At 73.1% G+C, this 20,230-nt stretch carries 15 protein-coding genes; 8 read left to right on the top strand and 7 right to left on the bottom strand.

What is annotated here, in order from left to right; genetic code table 11:
- Nucleotides 1–5 precede the first annotated feature (5 nt).
- The 5 genes from trpM to lgt all read left to right on the top strand — a co-directional run bounded on the left by trpM (nt 6) and on the right by lgt (nt 4,711).
- A complete protein-coding gene (gene trpM, locus ACZ6BG_RS01525; RefSeq protein WP_468450110.1) occupies nt 6–224 on the top strand; it encodes a tryptophan biosynthesis modulator TrpM in 219 nt (72 codons plus the stop codon).
- A gap of 407 nt (nt 225–631) precedes the next feature.
- Nucleotides 632–1,918 carry a tryptophan synthase subunit beta gene (gene trpB, locus ACZ6BG_RS01520; RefSeq protein WP_468995267.1) on the top strand — a complete coding sequence of 429 codons (1,287 nt, stop codon included), beginning with the start codon at nt 632–634 and terminating at the stop codon, nt 1,916–1,918.
- Nucleotides 1,915–2,730 carry a tryptophan synthase subunit alpha gene (trpA, locus tag ACZ6BG_RS01515; RefSeq protein WP_468995264.1) on the top strand — a complete coding sequence of 272 codons (816 nt, stop codon included), beginning with the start codon at nt 1,915–1,917 and terminating at the stop codon, nt 2,728–2,730. The genes trpB and trpA overlap by 4 nt, the downstream gene beginning before the upstream one ends.
- Nucleotides 2,731–2,793: 63 nt before the next feature.
- Complete coding sequence (locus tag ACZ6BG_RS01510) at nt 2,794–3,576, top strand: DsbA family protein (RefSeq protein WP_468995260.1); 783 nt, start codon at nt 2,794–2,796, stop codon at nt 3,574–3,576.
- Nucleotides 3,577–3,736: 160 nt separating this feature from the next.
- Nucleotides 3,737–4,711 (top strand): prolipoprotein diacylglyceryl transferase, encoded by a 975-nt coding sequence (gene lgt, locus ACZ6BG_RS01505; RefSeq protein ID WP_468995258.1) that lies wholly within the window; start codon nt 3,737–3,739, stop codon nt 4,709–4,711.
- A gap of 9 nt (nt 4,712–4,720) precedes the next feature.
- Here the strand turns inward: lgt and ACZ6BG_RS01500 are convergent, their stop codons facing one another.
- The 7 genes from ACZ6BG_RS01500 to ACZ6BG_RS01470 are packed head-to-tail and all read right to left on the bottom strand — an operon-like array spanning nt 4,721 to nt 12,723.
- Nucleotides 4,721–5,578 (bottom strand): HpcH/HpaI aldolase/citrate lyase family protein, encoded by an 858-nt coding sequence (locus tag ACZ6BG_RS01500; RefSeq protein ID WP_468995256.1) that lies wholly within the window; start codon nt 5,576–5,578, stop codon nt 4,721–4,723.
- Nucleotides 5,575–6,807 carry a CaiB/BaiF CoA transferase family protein gene (locus ACZ6BG_RS01495; RefSeq protein ID WP_468995252.1) on the bottom strand — a complete coding sequence of 411 codons (1,233 nt, stop codon included), beginning with the start codon at nt 6,805–6,807 and terminating at the stop codon, nt 5,575–5,577. The genes ACZ6BG_RS01500 and ACZ6BG_RS01495 overlap by 4 nt, the downstream gene beginning before the upstream one ends.
- Nucleotides 6,804–7,709 (bottom strand): ribokinase, encoded by a 906-nt coding sequence (gene rbsK / locus ACZ6BG_RS01490; RefSeq protein ID WP_468995249.1) that lies wholly within the window; start codon nt 7,707–7,709, stop codon nt 6,804–6,806. The genes ACZ6BG_RS01495 and rbsK overlap by 4 nt, the downstream gene beginning before the upstream one ends.
- Nucleotides 7,706–9,241, bottom strand: a complete 1,536-nt coding sequence (locus ACZ6BG_RS01485) for an ADP-ribosylglycohydrolase family protein (RefSeq protein WP_468995245.1) — start codon at nt 9,239–9,241, stop codon at nt 7,706–7,708. The genes rbsK and ACZ6BG_RS01485 overlap by 4 nt, the downstream gene beginning before the upstream one ends.
- On the bottom strand, nt 9,238–10,434 hold the full coding sequence (locus ACZ6BG_RS01480) for an ADP-ribosylglycohydrolase family protein (RefSeq protein WP_468995242.1): 1,197 nt from the start codon (nt 10,432–10,434) through the stop codon (nt 9,238–9,240). The genes ACZ6BG_RS01485 and ACZ6BG_RS01480 overlap by 4 nt, the downstream gene beginning before the upstream one ends.
- The gene (locus ACZ6BG_RS01475) at nt 10,331–11,713 is read right to left on the bottom strand and encodes an ADP-ribosylglycohydrolase family protein (RefSeq protein WP_468995238.1); all 1,383 of its coding nucleotides are present in this window, start codon (nt 11,711–11,713) and stop codon (nt 10,331–10,333) included. The genes ACZ6BG_RS01480 and ACZ6BG_RS01475 overlap by 104 nt, the downstream gene beginning before the upstream one ends.
- Nucleotides 11,713–12,723, bottom strand: a complete 1,011-nt coding sequence (locus ACZ6BG_RS01470; RefSeq protein WP_468995235.1) for an ADP-ribosylglycohydrolase family protein — start codon at nt 12,721–12,723, stop codon at nt 11,713–11,715. Before ACZ6BG_RS01470 ends, ACZ6BG_RS01475 begins: the two co-directional genes overlap by 1 nt.
- 320 nt (nt 12,724–13,043) lie before the next feature.
- Between ACZ6BG_RS01470 and ACZ6BG_RS01465 the strand changes: the two genes are divergently transcribed.
- From ACZ6BG_RS01465 to ACZ6BG_RS01455, 3 genes are all read left to right on the top strand, one after another.
- Complete coding sequence (locus ACZ6BG_RS01465) at nt 13,044–13,775, top strand: VIT1/CCC1 transporter family protein (protein ID WP_468995233.1); 732 nt, start codon at nt 13,044–13,046, stop codon at nt 13,773–13,775.
- 392 nt (nt 13,776–14,167) lie between these two features.
- The gene (gltB, locus tag ACZ6BG_RS01460) at nt 14,168–18,709 is read left to right on the top strand and encodes a glutamate synthase large subunit (protein WP_468997829.1); all 4,542 of its coding nucleotides are present in this window, start codon (nt 14,168–14,170) and stop codon (nt 18,707–18,709) included.
- Nucleotides 18,702–20,162, top strand: coding sequence for a glutamate synthase subunit beta (locus ACZ6BG_RS01455; RefSeq protein ID WP_468995230.1), 1,461 nt, complete (start codon nt 18,702–18,704; stop codon nt 20,160–20,162). Before gltB ends, ACZ6BG_RS01455 begins: the two co-directional genes overlap by 8 nt.
- Nucleotides 20,163–20,230: the final 68 nt, after the last annotated feature.

Below are 20,230 nucleotides of genomic sequence, written 5' to 3'. Positions count from 1 at the left end.
CGCCGGTGGGTCTTTCGGTCCCGCCGGGGCCCGCGGGCCTCTCGGGCGCCCGTGACCCGTACGCCCGCCTTGCCCGCGGCTGTCGGCCGCGGGGGTGCAGGGCGCCCGCGCGGCGCGTGCACGGGCGGCGGGTGCGGTACGTCATCGGGGACGAGCCCGGCCAGGTGAACGGCATGCGATGGCGCTCGCGCGACGACGCGCGCCTTTGCCTGCGGCACGGCTAGCGGCACGTTCGGCACCGCCGGGACGCGCCGTCGGGGCTGTTCGCCGCGGCGGCGGATTCCTCTTCCCCGAGCCCGCCCCTTCCCGAGACCGGGGGCTCTGCCCCCTGGACCCCCGGGGTGGGCGGGACAGCACCCGCACTCGCGGCTGAGGGCACGGGTTTTCCCGTCGCCCGGGGCCGACATGCACGGGCGGGCGGGTGGGAAACCCGCCGCGCAGCGGCGGGACAGCTTCCGCACCCGCACGTGCGACCGAGCGGCACGGGGTTTTTCGGAACCCCGGGGCCCAGGTTCACAGGCGGGCGGGTGGGAAACCCGCCGCGCAGCGGCGGGACGGCTGCCGCCCCCGCCGGCCAGAGGCGCTCGCATACGGTGACCGACAGTCCACCCACATTCACGCGAGGTTCGACATGCCCAGCGAGTACTTCATCCCCGACCCGGAGGGTCGGATCCCGAGCGCCGAAGGGTACTTCGGCGCGTTCGGCGGCAAGTTCATCCCGGAGGCGCTGGTCGCCGCCGTCGACGAGGTGGCCGTCGAGTTCGACAAGGCGAAGGCGGACCCGGAGTTCGCCCGCGAACTGGACGACCTGCTCGTGAACTACACGGGCCGCCCGAGCGCCCTCACCGAGGTGCCGAGGTTCGCCGAACACGCCGGTGGCGCCCGCGTGTTCCTCAAGCGGGAGGACCTGAACCACACCGGGTCCCACAAGATCAACAACGTGCTCGGGCAGGCCCTGCTCACCAAGCGCATGGGCAAGACCCGCGTCATCGCCGAGACCGGCGCGGGCCAGCACGGCGTCGCGACGGCCACCGCCTGCGCGCTGTTCGGCCTCGAGTGCACCATCTACATGGGCGAGATCGACACCCGGCGCCAGGCGCTCAACGTGGCCCGGATGCGCATGCTCGGCGCCGAGGTCATCGCGGTGAAGTCCGGCAGCCGTACGCTCAAGGACGCGATCAACGAGGCGTTCCGCGACTGGGTGGCCAACGTCGACCACACCCACTACCTGTTCGGCACCGTGGCGGGCCCGCACCCCTTCCCCGCCATGGTCCGCGACTTCCACCGCGTCATCGGCGTCGAGGCCCGCCGCCAGATCCTGGAGCGCGCTGGCCGCCTGCCCGACGCGGCCGTCGCCTGCGTCGGCGGCGGCTCCAACGCGATCGGCCTGTTCCACGCGTTCATCCCGGACGCCGACGTACGCCTCATCGGCTGCGAGCCCGCGGGGCACGGCGTGGAGACCGGCGAGCACGCAGCCACCCTGACGGCGGGCGAGCCGGGGATCCTGCACGGCTCGCGCAGCTACGTCCTCCAGGACGAGGAGGGCCAGATCACCGAGCCGTACTCGATCTCGGCCGGACTCGACTACCCGGGCATCGGCCCCGAGCACGCCTTCCTCAAGGACAGCGGCCGCGGCGAGTACCGCGCGGTCACCGACGCCGCCGCGATGGAGGCCCTGCGCCTGCTCTCGCGCACCGAGGGCATCATCCCGGCGATCGAGAGCGCGCACGCCCTCGCGGGCGCCCTGGAGGTCGGCAAGGAACTGGGCAAGGACGGGCTGATCATCGTCAACCTGTCGGGCCGCGGCGACAAGGACATGGACACCGCCGCCCGCTACTTCGACCTGTACGACACGGACGCCGCCGTCGCGGCGGACGCCGCCGGCGGACACGCCGAGATCGAGGGGGACGCCAAGTGAGCGGGAACATCCAGCTGTTGAACGACACCCTCGCCGCCGCCAAGGCCGAGGGCAGGTCGGCCCTCATCGCCTACCTCCCCGCGGGCTTCCCCACCGTGGACGGCGGCATCGAGGCCATCAAGGCGGCCTTCGACGGCGGCGCGGACGTCGTCGAGGTCGGCCTGCCGCACAGCGACCCCGTCCTGGACGGGCCGGTCATCCAGACCGCCGACGACATCGCCCTGCGCGGCGGCGTGAAGATCGCCGACGTGTTCCGCACGGTCCGCGAGGCGCACGCCGCCACGGGCAAGCCGGTGCTCGTCATGACGTACTGGAACCCCATCGACCGCTACGGCGTGGAGCGCTTCACCGCCGAGCTCGCGCAGGCGGGCGGCGCGGGCTGCATCCTGCCCGACCTGCCGGTGCAGGAGTCGGCGCTGTGGCGCGAGCACGCGGCCAAGCACGGCCTCGCCACCGTCTTCGTCGTCGCGCCGAGCAGCAAGGACGCCCGGCTCGCGACGATCACGGCGGCCGGTTCGGGCTTCGTGTACGCGGCCTCACTGATGGGCGTCACCGGCACCCGCGTGTCCGTGGGCGCCCAGGCGCAGGACCTGGTGGAGCGCACCCGCGCCACCACCGACCTTCCGGTCTGCGTCGGCCTCGGCGTCTCGAACGCCGCGCAGGCCGCCGAGGTCGCGGGCTTCGCCGACGGTGTCATCGTCGGCTCGGCGTTCGTCCAGCGGATGCTGGACGCCGACGACGAGGCGGCCGGGGTCGCCGCGGTCCGCGAGCTCGCGGGTGAACTGGCGAAGGGCGTACGCGAACACGCGTAATCCTTAAGGGTGGACCTGGGACCGGGGAGGCCGCACGGGCCTCCCCGGTTCGTTTGCCCGGATGTGAGCGAGAAGAACCGAGAAGGTAAGCAATCGGCCCGTGAACGCCTCGCGGTGGAGCGGGAGCGGCAGAAGGCACGCGACAAGCGGCGCCGCGCGCTCCTGGTCGGCGCGGCCGTCGTCGGCGTGCTCGGCCTGGCCGCGGTCGTCGGCGTGCTCGCGGCCAACGCGGGCGACGACAAGAAGGACAAGGACACCGCGGGTCCGGTCGTCGTGCCGAAGGGAGCGAGCGGCGAGGGCAGGCTGTCCATCCCGCTCGGCAAGGACAGCGCGAAGTCCACGCTCACGGTCTGGGAGGACTTCCGCTGCCCGGCCTGCAAGAACTTCGAGGACATGTACCGCTCGACGATCAACGACCTCGCCGCCCGGGGCATGCTGAAGGTGAACTACCACCTCGCGACCCTCATCGACGGCAACATGGGCGGCAGCGGCTCCCTGCACGCCGCCAACGCCGCCGCCTGCGCCCAGGACGCGGACAAGTTCGCTCCGTACCACGACGAGCTGTTCAAGAACCAGCCGCCGGAGCCCGACGACGCCTTCGCCGACAACGCCAAGCTGATCGACCTCGCGGGCAAGGTCGAAGGCCTCGTCACCGCCCCGTTCAAGAAGTGTGTGAACGACGGCACCCACAACAGCTGGGTCGGCAAGTCCCACGAGGCCTTCCAGAAGGCCAAGCTCCGCGGCACGCCCACGGTCCTGCTCGACGGCAAGGACATCTTCAGCGACCAGCAGAATCCGCTGACCCCCCAGAAGCTCAAGGCCATGGTGGAGAAGGCGAACCAGTAGCCGCGGATCACCAGTGGCCGCGGATCAGCCGACGGCGGTCACGGCCCGGGGACGGAGGCGTCGGCTCCGCCCCGGGCCCGCCTGCGTCAGGGCCCGTTATGGACCCGTTGCGGGGCTGGCTGCCGTCGCCGCCGCCCGGCACGGTAGCGTCGACCCTGCCATGGAATTTGCCTACATCCCCAGCCCCTCGCGCGGAGTGGTCGATCTCGGCCCGATTCCGCTGCGCGGCTACGCGTTCTGCATCATCATCGGCGTCTTCGTTGCCGTGTGGCTCGGCAACAAGCGGTGGATCGCCCGCGGTGGCCGACCCGGCACCGTGGCCGACATCTCCGTCTGGGCAGTGCCCTTCGGACTCGTCGGCGGCCGCCTCTACCACGTGATCACGGACTACCAGCTGTACTTCAGCGACGGCCGTGACTGGGTGGACGCCTTCAAGATCTGGGAGGGCGGGCTCGGCATCTGGGGCGCCATCGCCTTCGGCGCCGTCGGCGCCTGGATCGGCTGTCGCCGCCGGGGCATCCCGCTGCCCGCGTGGGCCGACGCCCTGGCGCCCGGCATCGCCGTCGCCCAGGCCATCGGTCGCTGGGGTAACTGGTTCAACCAGGAGCTGTACGGCAAGAAGACCGACGTGCCGTGGGCACTGAAGATCACCTCCGCGGAGGACGGCCGGGTCCCCGGCACGTACCACCCGACGTTCCTGTACGAGTCGCTGTGGTGCATCGGCGTCGCCGTCCTCGTCATCTGGGCCGACCGCCGCTTCAAGCTCGGCCACGGCCGTGCCTTCGCGCTGTACGTCGCCTCGTACTGCGTCGGCCGCTTCTGGATCGAGTACATGCGCGTCGACGACGCGCACGAGGTCCTCGGCCTGCGCCTGAACAACTGGACGGCGCTGCTCGTCTTCGTCCTGGCCGTCGTCTACTTCGTGGTGTCGGCGCGGACGCGGCCCGGCCGTGAGGAGATCGTCGAACCCGGCGCCGCCGAGGAGAAGCAGCTCGCGGGCCCCGACGACACCGGTGCCGACGTCGGCGACAAGGAGCCCGCCGACGCCACGACCGGCGGCGACGCCAAGGCCCCGTCCCTGACCAAGGCCCCGTCCGAGCCGAAGTCCACGGACGCGCCGGCCGACAAGGGCTGACGGGCTTCGCTACGGCCCGCTCCCGGCCAGGGCCAGCGTCCTGCGGGCCTGCTCCACCACCGCCCGGTCCACGAAGCGGCCGTCGGGGAGGGCCAGCGCGCCCTCCTCGGACGCCGCCGCCTTGAGGACCGACTCGGCCTGCTCGACCTCCCGCGCGGTGGGCAGATAGGCGCGCTCGATCACCGGGAGCTGGCGCGGGTGGATCGCCGCGCGGCCCAGGAAGCCCAGGGTGCGCCCGTGCGCGCAGGACGCCGCGAGGCCGTCCGTGTCGCGGATGTCGGGGTGGACGGACTGCGGCGGCGCCGGGAGCGACGCCGCCCGCGCGGCCACGATCACCCGTGAGCGCGCCCAGTCGAGCCCCGCGTCCTCGCGTACGCCCAGGTCGGCGCGGAGGTCGGCCTCCCCGATGGACACCCCGCGCAGGGCCGGGTGCGCGGTGGCGATGGCGTGGGCCCGCTCGATGCCGAGGGCGGACTCCAGGAGGGCGTGCAGGGCGGGCGCCCCGCCGTCGTGCGGCGCCGCCCGCTCCGCCGCGCGGATCACGTCGGCCGGTGAGGTGACCTTGGGCAGCCGCAGCCCGGCGAGGCCGGGAAGCGGGGCGATGGCGCGCAGGTCCGCGTCGGACAGCGGGGTGCCGAGCGCGTTCACGCGGACCTGCACGGCAGGGCGTGCGGCTCCGGGCGACGGCGGGGACGGCGGCTCGGCGAGGAGTTCCGCGGTGGCCGCGCGGGCGTACTCCTTGCGGGCCGGGGCCACCGCGTCCTCCAGGTCGACCACCACCACGTCCGCGCCCGCCACGAGCGCCTTCGCCACCACGTCGGGCCGGTCCCCGGGAACGTACAGCCAGGTCAGCGGGATCGGTCTCACAGCGCGCCCGCCTCGCGCAGCGCGGTGATCTCGGGGTCGGTGAGGCCGAGGTCGGTGAGGATCGCCTCCGTGTCGGCGCCGTGCGGGCGGCCCGCCCAGCGGATGGCGCCGGGGGTGTCACTGAGCCGGAACAGCACGTTCTGCATGCGCAGGTCGCCCAGCTCCGGGTCCGGGACGGTGGTGATGGTGCCGAGGGCCGCGTACTGGGGGTCGGTCATGACGTCGCGTACGTCCTGGATGGGGGCCACCGCCGCCTCCGCCTTCTCGAACGCCTCGATCACCTCGGCGCGGGTGCGGTCGGCGATCCACGCGCCGACCGCCTCGTCGAGCACGTCCGCGTGGGCGGCGCGCTCCGTGCCGGAGCCGAACCACGGCTCGGCGGCCAGGTCGGGGCGGCCCACGAGACACAGCACGCGCTCGGCGATCGACTGGGCGGAGGTGGAGACGGCGACCCACTTGCCGTCCGCCGTGCGGTAGGTGTTGCGGGGCGCGTTGTTCGCGGAGCGGTTGCCGGTGCGGGGCTGTACGTGGCCGAGTTGGTCGTACCAGAGGGGCCCCGGGCCGAGGACCGTGAGGATCGGCTCGATGATCGCCATGTCGACGACCTGGCCGCGGCCCGTGCGCTCGCGCGCCGCCAGGGCGGTCATGACCGCGTACGCCGTCGTCAGGCCCGCGATGGAGTCCGCGAGGCCGAACGGCGGCAGCGTCGGCGGCCCGTCCGGCTCCCCGGTGGCCGCGGCGAACCCGCTCATCGCCTCCGCGAGGGTGCCGAACCCGGGGCGGCGCGCGTACGGCCCGAACTGGCCGAAGCCGGTGACGCGGGCCAGGACGAGGCGCGGGTTCGCGGCGCTCAGCTCCGCCCAGCCGAGGTCCCACTTCTCCAGGGTGCCGGGGCGGAAGTTCTCCACGATCACGTCCGCGTCGGCGGCGAGGCGAAGGAGCGTGGCGCGGCCGCCCGGAGTGGAGAGGTCGAGGGTCATCGTGCGCTTGTTGCGGCCGAGCAGCTTCCACCACAGGCCGACGCCGTCCTTCGCCGGGCCGTGCCCCCGTGACGGGTCGGGGCGGGTGGGGTGCTCGACCTTGACGACGTCCGCGCCGAAGTCGCCGAGGAGGGTGGCGGCGAGGGGACCGGCGAAGAGGGTGGCCAGGTCGAGGACGCGCAGGCCTGTCAGGGGTGGCGGTGGGGTCGGGGGCGCTGACGGGGGCGTGTCGTCGCTCGCGGAGGTCATGCGGTCGCTCCCGCTTCGGCGTCGATCTCCGCGCGGTACGGCATGGAGGTCGCCGCTCCCGTGCGCCGCACCGAGAGCGCGGACGCCGCCGACGCCCAACTCAAGGCATCAGGAAGGGAGTTGCCCTCGCAGAGTGCCACCGCGAGCGCGCCCGCGAAGGTGTCGCCCGCGCCCGTCGTGTCCACCGCCGCGACCCGCCGCGCGGGCACCACGACGGGCTCGGCGCCCCGGGCCGCGTACAGGCTGCCCGCCGCGCCCAGCGTCACGACGACCTCCGGGACCTGGGAGAGGAGCGCTTGGGCCGCGGCGGCCGGGTCGGTGATGCCGGTGAGGGCGGCGGCCTCGTGCTCGTTGGGGAGCAACAGGTCGGTGGCGGCGAGGAGTTCGGGCGGCAGGGGCTGCGCGGGCGCCGGGGTGAGGATGGTGCGCACGCCGTGCTCGCGGGCGGTCCGGGCGGCGGCGAGGACACCCTCCAGCGGGACCTCCAACTGGAGCAGGAGCGCGGCGGCGGAGGCGATCTCGGCCTTGTCGCCCGCGGACAGCGAGGTGAGCGTGGCGTTCGCGCCGGGGATGACGACGATCGCGTTGCCGCCGTCGTCGTCGACGACGATGTGGGCCGTGCCGCTTTGGCCCTCGACCGTGCGCAGCAGGTCGGTGTCCACGCCCGAGTGGTCCAGGGCGGACCGCAGTCGGGTGCCGAAGCCGTCGTTGCCGACCGCGCCGATCATCGCGACGGTGGCGCCCGCGCGGGCCGCGGCGACGGCCTGGTTGGCGCCCTTGCCGCCGGGGAGGGTGCGGAACTCGCGGCCGGTGACGGTCTCCCCGCGCTGCGGGGCCTTGGCCACGTACGCGACGAGGTCCATGTTGGTGCTGCCGAGTACGGCGATGTGGGGCCGGGTCATGGGCGGGGTGCCTCCTGGGGGGTGGGGTCGGGGGTCAGGTGCGCGGTGAGCCGCGCGAGGGTGTCGAAGCCGGTGCCGTGGAAGCCGCCGACCGAGGTCGCGAGCCGGTTCCCGAGCGGGGTCGTCCAGCGGTCCGGGAGCGCGTCCGGGCGACCGGACAGCAGGCCCGCGACCGAGCCCGCCGTCGCCCCGTTGGAGTCCGTGTCCCAGCCGCCCGACACCACGCGCGTGATCGAGGCCGTGAAGTCGCCGTCGGCGTGCGTGAGGGCGGCCGCGAGCAGCGCCGCGTTCGGGACGACGTGCACCCAGTGGTACCTGCCGTACTCCGCGTGCAGCCGGTCCACCACGGCGTCGAAGTCCCGGTGCTCCCCGGCCAGCCGGATGCCGCGGCGCACCGCGGCGGCCAGGCGCGAGTCCGGCGGGACCACGTCGAGGCCCGCCGCCAGGCTGGTGTGCACGTCGGCCGTCCCCGACGCCGCCGTCGCGATCGTCGCCGCCGCGAACATCGCCCCGTACACGCCGTTGCCCGTGTGCGTCAGACACGCGTCCCGGTACGCCTGCTCCGCCGCCGACGCCGGGTCGCCCGGGTTCGTCCAGCCGTGCACGTCCGCGCGGATCAGGGCGCCGATCCATTCGCGGAACGGGTTGTGGTGGCGGGCCGTGCGGGGTGGCGGCACGCCGTTCAGGAGGTTGCGGTACGCCACGCGTTCCGCCGTGAACGTTCGCGCGGCCGGGAGTTCCTCCAGCCAGAGCGTGGCCACGTCGTGCGTCGTGAACGTCTTGCCGTGGCGCTGGAGGAGGAGCAGGTTCAGGAGGGGGTAGTTGAGGTCGTCGTCCTCCGGCATGCCGTCGATGTTCTCGGCGAGGGAGGTGGGGGCCGAGCGCCTGTTCCAGGGGTACGTGGTGAGCAGTTCGGGTGGGACGTCTCTTGCTGTGAACCAGGTGGTCAGGGGCCAGTTGCCGGTGGCTTTCGCGAGGGCGCGGATGCCTTCCAGGGGGAGCTTTTCGACCGGCTTGCCGAGGAGGCAGCCTGTGGCTCGGCCCAGCCAGGCCGCGTGGAGGCGGGTCAGGTGGGCGGGCCCTGCGGGGCTTTCCCCAAGCCCGCCCCTTCCCGAACCCGGGGGCTGCGCCCCCGGACCCCCGCTGTCGGCGCTCCGCGCCTCGTCCTCAAGCGCCGGACGGGCTGAAAGGGGGTGGATGTCCCGTGCGGGTGGGACAGGCCCCCGCCGGATCGGCGCTTCGCGCCTCGCCCTCAAGCGCCGGACGGGCTGGAGAGTGGCCGCTTCGGTCTCGTCTTCCCCTTCCCCTTCCTGTTCCCGTTCCGTCGTGAGTTCGGTCAAGAGGGTCTCCGCCAGGGCGCGCAGCTCCGGCGAGGCCTGGTTCGGGGACGCGCCCGACCGTGGTGGCGTGGCGCGGCCGCCCGCCGCCAGCCAGCGGGCGGTCGCCTCCGTGACGTCCCTGCCCTCCTCCCGCGCCTGGCGGAACTCGTGCGGGAGCAGGTCCTCGGGCTGCAGCCAGGTCAGGCGCATCATCCGGCGGTGTCCGTCAGGGTCGTGAACGCCGACTCGTGGGCGCGCCGGCGGGCGCGGTCCTTGGCGAAGATCTCCCGGGTGACTTCGGTGAGGGTGGTGGCGGGGGCGTGCAGGTCCAGGCGGCTTGCCTCGGCGACCGTCGTCGACCAGTCCTCGGGGACCGCGGACGCGCCGCGCAGGGCGCCCGCGAGGGCGCCGCTCATCGTGGCGGTCGAGTCGCAGTCGCGGCCGTAGTTCACCGAGCCGAGGACGGCCCGGCGGTAGTCGCCGTCGGCGATCAGGAGCATGGCGAGGGCGACGGGCAGCTCCTCGATGGCGTGCAGGCGGGAGGGGCGGCGGGCGCCCAGGGACGGGGCGCGGTAGTCCGGGCCGACCGTGTCGAAGGGGGCGATCGCCGTCCGGAGCGGGGCGAGCGCGGGCTCGAACTCGTCGTACCCGGACGCCACTTCGGCCACCGCCTCGATCGCCGCGCGCGTGCCGTCCTTCGCCAGGGCGAGGCAGGTGTCGACGACGGACGCGGGCGTCGCGCCGGGGACGCAGGCCGCCGCCACGGCCGCCGCGAACACTCCGGCCGCCTCCCTGCCGTACGACGACTGGTGCGCGCCCGCGACGTCCAGGGCCTCGGCGTACGCGCCCGCCGGGTTCGCCGCGTTGACCAGGCCGACCGGCGCCATGTACATCGCGGCGCCGCAGTTGACGATGTTGCCCGCGCCCGCCTCGCGTGGATCCACGTGGCCGTAGTGGAGGCGGGCCACGAGCCACTTCTCGGCGAGGAAGAGGCGGTGCAGGGGGAGGGCGTCGGCTTCGAGTTCGGGGATCCAGCGCGGGGTGGTGATCAGGTCGGGGACCAGGTGGTCGGCGATCGCGTACGCGTCGAGGTGGTCGCGGACCGTGGTGTACACGCGGACCAGCGCGTGGGTCATCAAGGTGTCGTCGGTGATGTGGCCGTCGCCCTTGTGGTACGGGGCGATGGGGCGGGCCGTGCGCCAGTCGTCCCCGTTCCAGGGGCCGACGACCCCCCGGACGCGGCCGCCGTGGCGCTCCGCGATCTGGTCGGGGGAGTAGCCCTCGACGGGGCCGCCGAGCGCGTCACCGACCGCCGCGCCGACCAGGGCGCCCGTCACGCGGTCGGCGAGGGTCAGCGTCGGGCGGCTCGCCAGGGAGCTGCCCGGTGTCGGATCCAGTGGTGGCATGTCCCGAGTCCTCCTGTGGGGTGGGTGGTTCGGTGTGTGCCCGCGCCAACTGCCCGGCCAGCTCCACCAGATCGGTGCCCGCGAGGCGGGGCAGGGCGCAGCCGGAGAGGGTGCGGCAGGTCTCCCGCCACGTGTACGGGATGGCGGTCGCCGTGGCCAGGGTGCCGGTCAGCGCACCGGCGAGCGCGGGCGCGGAGTCCGCCACGCGGGACAGGCAGGCGGCCGCGGGAACCGCCTCGCGGATCAGGCCCCCGGAGGCGACGGCCAGGGCAAGGGCCACCGGGACGGTCTCGGCGGCGGCGATGCCGTAGCTGTAGACGTGGTCGACGATCTGGTGCTCCAGGAGCGGGACCAGGGCGAAGGTGGCGTCGCCGGGGCGCTGGTCCTGTGCGCGGGCGCGGGCCAGGTCCAGGGCGTGGCGGGCGTTGCGGCCGATCTCCGTGTGCGCGGGCAGTTGGGCGAGGGCGGCGGCCGCGGCCTCCTCGGCGGGCGCGCCCACGAGTGCGGTCGCGATCGCCGCGGCCATCGCGCGGGCGCCGTGCACGCCGTCGCCGTCCTGGGTGTAGCGGGCGTCGAACTCGGCCAGGTCGGCGGCCCGTTCGGGCTCGCCCGGGTGCACCAGGGCGAGGACGCAGGCGCGTACGCAGGCGGCGTCGTCGAAGAAGTGCGGGTTGTCGTGGCCGGTGGCGGGTGGGCGCAGGCCCGCGGCCAGGTTGCCGAGGCCCGCGCGTACGGAGATGCGGGCGCGCAGGGGGAGGACGGCGGACTCCACCTCCGGGGCGCGGGCCGCCGCCGCGGCCACCTCGCTGGCCAGGGTGTTCCAGGCCAGGGCGAGGGTGGCTCGGGTGCGGCGGTCCCTGGTGAGGGTCTGGTCCAGGGTGCCGTCCGTCGCCTTCAGTACCGCTTCGGCGGTGAAGGCCGCCCATTCGGCGTCGTCGGAGGGGCCGAGGCGAAGGGGTTCGGGGGGCTGGTTCAGGGCGATGGGGACGGGGAGGGTGGTGGTCGCGTTGTGTTCGGCGAAGGTGTCGAGTTCCCGGGTGAGGCGGCGGGTCCAGGTGGGCATCCGCGCCGCGCGGTGGCGGGCGGCGGGCCAGCCCGCGGCGTCGCCCGCGGCCAGGCCGAGGAGGAGGCCTTCGGCGCGGGCCCGTGTGGTGGTGCCCGGCACCGGGGGTTGTGCCCGCCCCTCCCCAAGCTCTCGGCTCCGCTCCAGCGGGGGAGGCGCCACTCGCCCCGCGGGACGACCGCCCACAGCGGTGAGGGGAGTCGTACGGGACCTCATCACCGTTCACCGTCCAGGTCGGGCGTGAGCAACTCTGCGATGTCCAGGACGTGATGGCCGCGCATCGAGGGCAGGCAGGTGCCGAGGGCCGGGCCGATGGGGGTGGACCACTCCGGGGGGATCGCTGTCGCGCCGCAGGTCGCGCCCGCGAGGGCGCCCGCGACCGCCGCCGTGGTGTCGGCGTCGCGGCCCATGTTCACGGCCGTGAGGACCGCCGTCGTGAAGTCGCCCCCGGCGGCCGCGTACGCGCCGAAGGCGAGGCCGACCGCCTCGGGGGCGAGGTCCGTCCACGGGTAGCCGCCGATGACGACCGCCGAGCGGACCGCGCGTTCGCCGCGGTGGGCGACGGCCACGGCGCGGCGCAGCGAGCGGGCGGTCCAGCTGTCCGCCGGGATGACCGACAGGGCCGCCGCGACCACCGACTCCACCGGCGCCCCCGCCATCGCCGCCGCCACGCCCGCCGCCACCGCCCGGCCGCCGTGGATGCCCTCGCCCTCGTGGCTGACCGTGCCGTCGACGGCGACGAGGCGGGCCGCTTCGGCGGGGGCGCCCGCGGCGAAGACGCCGAAGGGTGCGGCGCGCATCGCCAGGCCGTCGCTCCAGGCGTGCCGGTGCTGGGCGGAGATGGGCGCGGCGAGGCCCCGGCGCAGGTTCTCCAGGGTGCCGCGTTCGCTGAACCCCGCGCCGCGGAACGGGCCTTCGTCCAGGTCGGCGATCCACTGGTGCCAGGCCGCCTCGACGTGCGCGACGGTGAGCGCGGAGCCGTGCCGGGCGAGAAGGAGGCCGGAGAAGATGGCGTACTCGGTGTCGTCGGTGCCCGCCGGATGCTCGACGACGTACCCCGTGATGCGGCCCCAGCGGCGGCGGATCTCGGAGGGCTTCATGTTCTCCGCGGGCGCGCCGAGCGCGTCGCCGACGGCGAGGCCGAGCATCGCCCCGCGGGCCCGCTCGCGGAGTCCGCCGGCGTCACCGGGCGCCGGGACCGAGGGAACACATGCGACGGATGCCAATGCCGTGCCTCCCTGTCACGCCGACTGCCGGGTTGCAGTGCGTTGGACCATCCCTGCCACGCGACGGCACTCATGTGAGCATCCGTGCGCTCAGCGTCACTCCTTCGGCATCGCGGCGAGGGTCCGCGCAGGGAGGCGCCGAGGCGCGTTTTCGCAGGTAAGTACGGCCTTCCTTGCTGGCGGGAGCCGTTTTTCGCGCGTACTTTCGAGGATGTCCGAGGGGGAGGGACCGGGGCCGGAGCGCTCTGTACCGGGGTGACGTGTGCCCCCGTCCGAGCGCGTGTGCCCCCGTCCGAGTGGGAGAGGAACATCTGACTGTCATGGCGATCATCGAGACCGAGGCCCCGCTGCACGAGGCGCACCGGGACAACCACACCCACCGTGACGTCAACGGCGGCTGGCTGCGCCCCGCCGTCTTCGGCGCCATGGACGGCCTCGTGTCCAACCTCGCCCTGATGACCGGTGTGGCGGGCGGGGCGGTGTCGCGCGAGACCATCGTCATCACCGGCCTCGCGGGGCTCGCGGCCGGCGCGTTCTCGATGGCCGCGGGCGAGTACACCTCCGTCGCCTCGCAGCGCGAGCTGGTCCAGGCCGAACTGGACGTGGAGCGCCGCGAGTTGCGCAAGCACCCCAAGGACGAGGAGCGGGAGCTGGCCGCGCTGTACGTGTCGCGCGGCGTCGAGCCGGAGCTGGCCGGTGAGGTCGCCCGGCAGCTGTCCAAGGACCCCGAGCAGGCCCTGGAGATCCACGCCCGCGAGGAGCTGGGCATCGACCCCGGCGACCTGCCCTCGCCGCTGGTCGCCGCCGTGTCCTCGTTCGGCTCCTTCGCGCTGGGCGCCATGCTGCCCGTACTGCCGTATCTGCTCGGTGCCAGTGCCCTGTGGCCCGCACTGCTGCTCGCGCTGATCGGGCTCTTCGCGTGCGGTGCGGTCGTGGCCAGGGTGACGGCGCGGTCCTGGTGGTTCAGCGGGCTGCGGCAGCTCGCTCTCGGCGGGGCCGCGGCGGGTGTGACGTACGCCCTGGGCAGCCTGTTCGGGACGGCCGTAGGATAGGCGGCCGTGCAGGTGTATGCAGGATTCTGCATAAGTAGTCGTTACCGTGCGGTTTCGATTCCTTGACCGCTGGGCATGAGCCGTAAGCGCTGCGGGCAATGAGGCCCCTGGCGCTCCGGGTCCGCGGTCACCGATCTGTCCGCTTCCGGCCCCTTCTCTGCCGCTCTCGACCCCCCAGAGCGCGTCCACATGTTGGAACGAAGTATCCGCTTTTCGAGAAGCGGGCCATCATGTAACCTGCACGAAATTTAGCCAGGGCCAACGTCGTCCCTATCGCCGCTCGCGCCCCCGGAGCCCCAGTAGCCCGGGAGGTCGCCCCCATCACGACGACGGGAGTGCCGATGCGTTCCGACGCCTGGTCGCCCATGGATGGTCGCCCCGCCCCGCAAGGGATGTACGACCCCCGTAATGAGCACGACGCCTGCGGTGTCGGGTTCGTGGCCACCCTCACCGGTGAGGCGAGCCATGAGCTCGTCGAGCAGGCGCTGACCGTACTGCGCAATCTCGAACACCGCGGCGCCACCGGTTCCGAGCCCGACTCCGGCGACGGCGCCGGCATCCTGCTCCAGGTCCCGGACGCGTTCCTGCGCGAAGCGGCCGGTTTCAGCCTCCCCGAGGCGGGCGCGTACGCCGTCGGCATCGCCTTCCTGCCGCAGGAATCCGCCGACGAATCCGTCTCACGGATCGAGACGATCGCCGCCGAAGAGGGCCTGACCGTGCTCGGCTGGCGCGAGGTCCCCGTCGCCCCGACGCTGCTCGGCGCCACCGCCCGCTCGACGATGCCGGTCTTCCGCCAGCTGTTCGTCGCTGGGGGCACCTCCCGGACGGAGCCTGGGGGAGGCGAAAGCAGCGGGCTCGTCCTCGACCGCAAGGCGTTCGTGCTGCGCAAGCGCGCCGAACGCGAGGCGGCCACCTACTTCCCCTCGCTGTCGGCCCGCACGATCGTGTACAAGGGCATGCTGACCACCGGCCAGCTGGAGCCGTTCTTCCCCGACCTCTCCGACCGCCGCTTCGCCACGGCCGTCGCCCTGGTCCACTCGCGCTTCTCCACGAACACCTTCCCGAGCTGGCCGCTCGCGCACCCGTACCGCTTCGTCGCCCACAACGGCGAGATCAACACCGTGCAGGGCAACCGCAACTGGATGCGGGCCCGGGAGTCGCAGCTGGTCGGCGAGGTGTTCGGGAGCCAGGAGAAGCTGGAGCGGACCTTCCCGGTGTGTACGCCGGACGCCTCCGACTCCGCGTCCTTCGACGAGGTCCTCGAACTCCTGCACCTCGGCGGCCGCTCGCTGCCGCACTCGGTCCTGATGATGATCCCGGAGGCCTGGGAGAACCACGCCTCCATGGACCCGGACCGCCGCGCCTTCTACCAGTTCCACGCCACGATGATGGAGCCCTGGGACGGCCCGGCCTGCGTCACCTTCACCGACGGCACCCAGGTCGGCGCGGTCCTGGACCGCAACGGCCTGCGCCCGGGCCGCTACTGGGTCACCGACGACGGCCTGGTCGTCCTCGGCTCCGAGGTCGGTGTCCTCGACATCGACCCGGCGAAGGTCGTCCGCAAGGGCCGCCTGCAGCCCGGCCGGATGTTCCTCGTCGACACCGCCGAGCACCGCATCGTCGAGGACGACGAGATCAAGGCCGCCCTCGCCGCCGAGAAGCCCTACGCGGAGTGGCTGGAGGCCGGCGAGATCGAGCTGTCCGACCTGCCCGAGCGCGAGCACATCGTGCACACGCACGCCTCCGTCACGCGCCGCCAGCAGACCTTCGGCTACACCGAGGAGGAGCTGCGCATCCTGCTCGCCCCGATGGCCAAGGCCGGGGCCGAGCCGATCGGCTCGATGGGCACGGACACCCCGATCGCCGCGCTCTCCGAGCGCCCGCGGCTGATCTTCGACTACTTCACCCAGCTGTTCGCGCAGGTCACCAACCCGCCGCTGGACGCCATCCGCGAGGAGCTCGTGACGAGCCTGCGCTCCTCGCTCGGCCCGCAGGGCAACCTCCTCGACCCCACCGCGGCCTCCTGCCGCAGCGTCACCCTGCCCTTCCCGGTGATCGACAACGACGAGCTGGCCAAGCTCATCCACATCAACGCCGACGGCGACATGCCCGGCATGAAGGCCGCGACGCTCTCCGGCCTGTACCGGGTCAGCGGTGGTGGTGACGCCCTGACCGCCCGTATCGAGGAGATCTGCGCCGAGGCCGACGCCGCCATCGAGGCGGGCGCCCGCCTGATCGTGCTCTCCGACCGGCACTCCGACGCCGAGCACGCCCCGATCCCCTCGCTCCTCCTCACCGCGGCCGTCCACCACCACCTCATCCGCACCAAGCAGCGCACCCAGGTGGGCCTGCTGGTCGAGGCGGGCGACGTGCGCGAGGTGCACCACGTCGCGCTGCTCATCGGCTTCGGCGCCGCGGCAGTCAACCCGTACCTGGCGATGGAGTCCGTCGAGGACCTGGTCCGCGCGGGCACGTTCCTGCCCGGCATCGAGGCCGAGCAGGCCATCCGCAACCTCATCTACGCCCTCGGCAAGGGCGTCCTGAAGGTGATGTCCAAGATGGGCATCTCCACGGTCGCCTCCTACCGCGGCGCGCAGGTCTTCGAGGCCGTCGGCCTGGAGCAGGCCTTCGTCGAGAAGTACTTCAACGGCACCGCCTCCAAGATCGGCGGCGTCGGCATCGACGTCATCGCCAAGGAGGTCGCCGCCCGCCACGCCAAGGCCTACCCGGCCTCCGGCGTGCCGTCCGCGCACCGCGCCCTGGACATAGGGGGCGAGTACCAGTGGCGCCGCGAGGGCGAGCCGCACCTGTTCGACCCCGAGACGGTCTTCCGCCTCCAGCACTCCACGCGCAGCCGCCGCTACGACATCTTCAAGCAGTACACGGACCGCGTGAACGAGCAGTCCGAGCGCCTGATGACGCTCCGCGGCCTGTTCGGCTTCAAGAGCGAGGGCCGCTCGCCGATCCCCGTGGACGAGGTCGAGCCGGTCTCCGAGATCGTCAAGCGCTTCTCCACGGGCGCCATGTCGTACGGATCGATCTCCCGCGAGGCGCACGAGACCCTCGCCATCGCCATGAACCAGCTGGGCGGCAAGTCCAACACCGGTGAGGGCGGCGAGGACGCCGACCGCCTGTACGACCCGGCGCGCCGCTCGTCCATCAAGCAGGTCGCCTCCGGCCGCTTCGGCGTGACCAGCGAGTACCTGGTCAACGCCGACGACATCCAGATCAAGATGGCCCAGGGCGCCAAGCCCGGCGAGGGCGGCCAGCTCCCCGGCCACAAGGTCTACCCGTGGGTGGCCAAGACCCGGCACTCGACGCCGGGCGTGGGGCTCATCTCCCCGCCGCCGCACCACGACATCTACTCCATCGAGGACCTCGCCCAGCTCATCCACGACCTGAAGAACGCCAACCCGCAGGCCCGCATCCACGTGAAGCTGGTCTCCGAGGTCGGCGTCGGCACCGTCGCCGCGGGTGTCTCCAAGGCGCACGCGGACGTGGTCCTCATCTCCGGCCACGACGGCGGCACGGGCGCGTCCCCGCTCACCTCGCTCAAGCACGCGGGCGGCCCCTGGGAGCTCGGCCTCGCCGAGACCCAGCAGACCCTGCTCCTCAACGGCCTGCGCGACCGCATCGTCGTGCAGACCGACGGCCAGCTGAAGACCGGCCGTGACGTGCTCATCGCCGCGCTCCTCGGCGCCGAGGAGTTCGGCTTCGCGACCGCCCCGCTGGTCGTGTCCGGCTGCGTCATGATGCGCGTCTGCCACCTGGACACCTGCCCGGTCGGCATCGCCACGCAGAACCCGACGCTGCGCGAGCGCTTCAGCGGCAAGGCCGAGTACGTCGTCAACTTCTTCGAGTTCATCGCGCAGGAGGTCCGCGAACTCCTCGCCGAGCTCGGCTTCCGCTCCATCGAGGAGGCCGTCGGCCACGCCGAACTCCTCGACACCGAGCGGGCCGTGAACCACTGGAAGGCACAGGGCCTGGACCTGGAGCCGCTGTTCCACGTCCCGGACCTGCCCGGCGGCGCCGTGCGCCACCGCGTCGTCGCCCAGGACCACGGCCTGGCGAAGGCCCTCGACAACGAGCTGATCAAGCTCGCGGCGGACGCGCTCGCGGCCGACTCCCAGGCGGACGCCCAGCCGGTCCGCGCCCAGGTCGCGATCCGCAACATCAACCGCACGGTCGGCACCATGCTCGGCCACGAGGTGACGAAGAAGTTCGGCGGCGCGGGCCTGCCCGACGACACCATCGACATCACCTTCACCGGCTCCGCGGGCCAGTCCTTCGGCGCCTTCGTGCCGCGCGGCATCACCCTGCGCCTGGAGGGCGACGCCAACGACTACGTCGGCAAGGGCCTCTCCGGCGGCCGGATCGTGGTCCGCCCCGACCGCGGCGCCGACCACCTCGCCGAGTACTCCACCATCGCGGGCAACACGATCGGCTACGGCGCGACCGGCGGCGAGCTGTTCCTGCGCGGCCGCACCGGCGAGCGGTTCTGCGTGCGCAACTCCGGCGCGCTCGTGGTGTCCGAGGGCGTGGGCGACCACGGCTGCGAGTACATGACCGGCGGCCACGCGGTCGTCCTCGGCGAGACCGGGCGCAACTTCGCGGCCGGCATGTCGGGCGGCATCGCGTACGTCATCGACCTGGACCGCGACAACGTCAACGCCGGGAACCTGGCGGCCGTCGAGCCCCTCGACGACACCGACAAGCAGTGGCTGCACGACGTCGTGCGCCGCCACCAGGAGGAGACGGGCTCCACCGTCGCCGAGAAGCTGCTCGCGGACTGGGACACGTCCGTGACCCGCTTCAGCAGGATCATCCCCACCACGTACAAGGCAGTGCTCGCCGCCAAGGACGCCGCCGAGCGAGCCGGACTCTCCGAGTCCGAGATCACCGAGAAGATGATGGAGGCGGCGACCAATGGCTGATCCCAAGGGCTTTTTGAACCACGGCCGCGAGGTCGCCGAGACCCGCCCGGTCAGCGAGCGGGTGCGGGACTGGAACGAGGTCTACGTCCCCGGCTCGCTCCTGCCGATCATCTCCAAGCAGGCCTCGCGCTGCATGGACTGCGGCATCCCGTTCTGCCACAACGGCTGTCCGCTCGGGAACCTCATCCCCGAGTGGAACGACTACGCCTACCGCGAGGACTGGTCCGCGGCCCAGGAGCGGCTGCACGCCACGAACAACTTCCCGGAGTTCACCGGGCGGCTGTGCCCCGCACCCTGCGAGGCGGCCTGTGTCCTCGGCATCAACCAGCCCGCCGTCACCATCAAGAACGTCGAAGTCTCCATCATCGACAAGGCGTGGGAGACCGGTGACGTGGCGCCGCAGGCGCCCGAGCGCCTGTCCGGCAAGACGGTCGCCGTGATCGGCTCGGGCCCGGCCGGTCTCGCCGCCGCCCAGCAGCTCACCCGCGCCGGGCACACCGTCGCCGTGTACGAGCGCGCCGACCGCATCGGCGGCCTGCTCCGCTACGGCATCCCCGAGTTCAAGATGGAGAAGCGGCACATCAACCGCCGCATCGAGCAGATGCGCGCGGAGGGCACCAAGTTCCGCACCGGCGTGGAGATCGGCCGCGACATCGACGCGGCGAAGCTGCGCAAGCGCTACGACGCCGTGGTCATCGCCGCCGGCGCCACCACCGCCCGTGACCTGCCCGTCCCGGGCCGCGAACTCAAGGGCGTCTACCAGGCGATGGAGTACCTGCCGCTCGCCAACAAGGTGCAGGAGGGCGACTACGTCACCACGCCCGTCTCCGCCGAGGGCAAGCACGTCGTCGTCATCGGCGGCGGCGACACCGGCGCGGACTGCGTCGGCACCGCCCACCGGCAGGGCGCGGCCTCCGTCACCCAGCTGGAGATCATGCCCCGGCCGGGCGACGAGCGGTCCGCCGGGCAGCCCTGGCCGACCTTCCCCATGCTCTACAAGGTCACCTCGGCCCACGAGGAGGGCGGCGAGCGCGTCTACTCCGTCTCGACCACCCACTTCGAGGGCGACGAGGAGGGGAACGTGCAGTTCCTGCACCTGGTCGAGGTCGAGTTCGTGGACGGCAAGCTCACCCAGAAGCCGGGCACGGAGCGGCGCATCCCCGCCCAGCTCGTCACGCTGGCCATGGGCTTCACCGGCACGGACCGGGAGAACGGCATGGTGGAGCAGTTCGGGCTCGACCTGGACGCGCGCGGGAACGTCGCCAGGGACGGCGAGTTCCAGACCAACGTCCCCGGTGTGTTCGTCGCCGGTGACGCCGGGCGCGGCCAGTCGCTCATCGTGTGGGCGATCGCCGAGGGGCGCTCGGCCGCCCGCGGCGTCGACCGGTTCCTCACCGGTGCGAGTGATCTTCCCTCGCCCATTCGCCCGACCGACCGGGCGCTGACGGTGTAATCCGTACGGCCCCCTCATACGTCCCGTACAACGGCGTACGGAACTGGCGCGACGCCTGCCCTGTCCCC

It is taken from the genome of Streptomyces sp. NPDC041205 (assembly GCF_055591765.1).
This window is presented reverse-complemented; position numbering and strand designations above follow the sequence as displayed.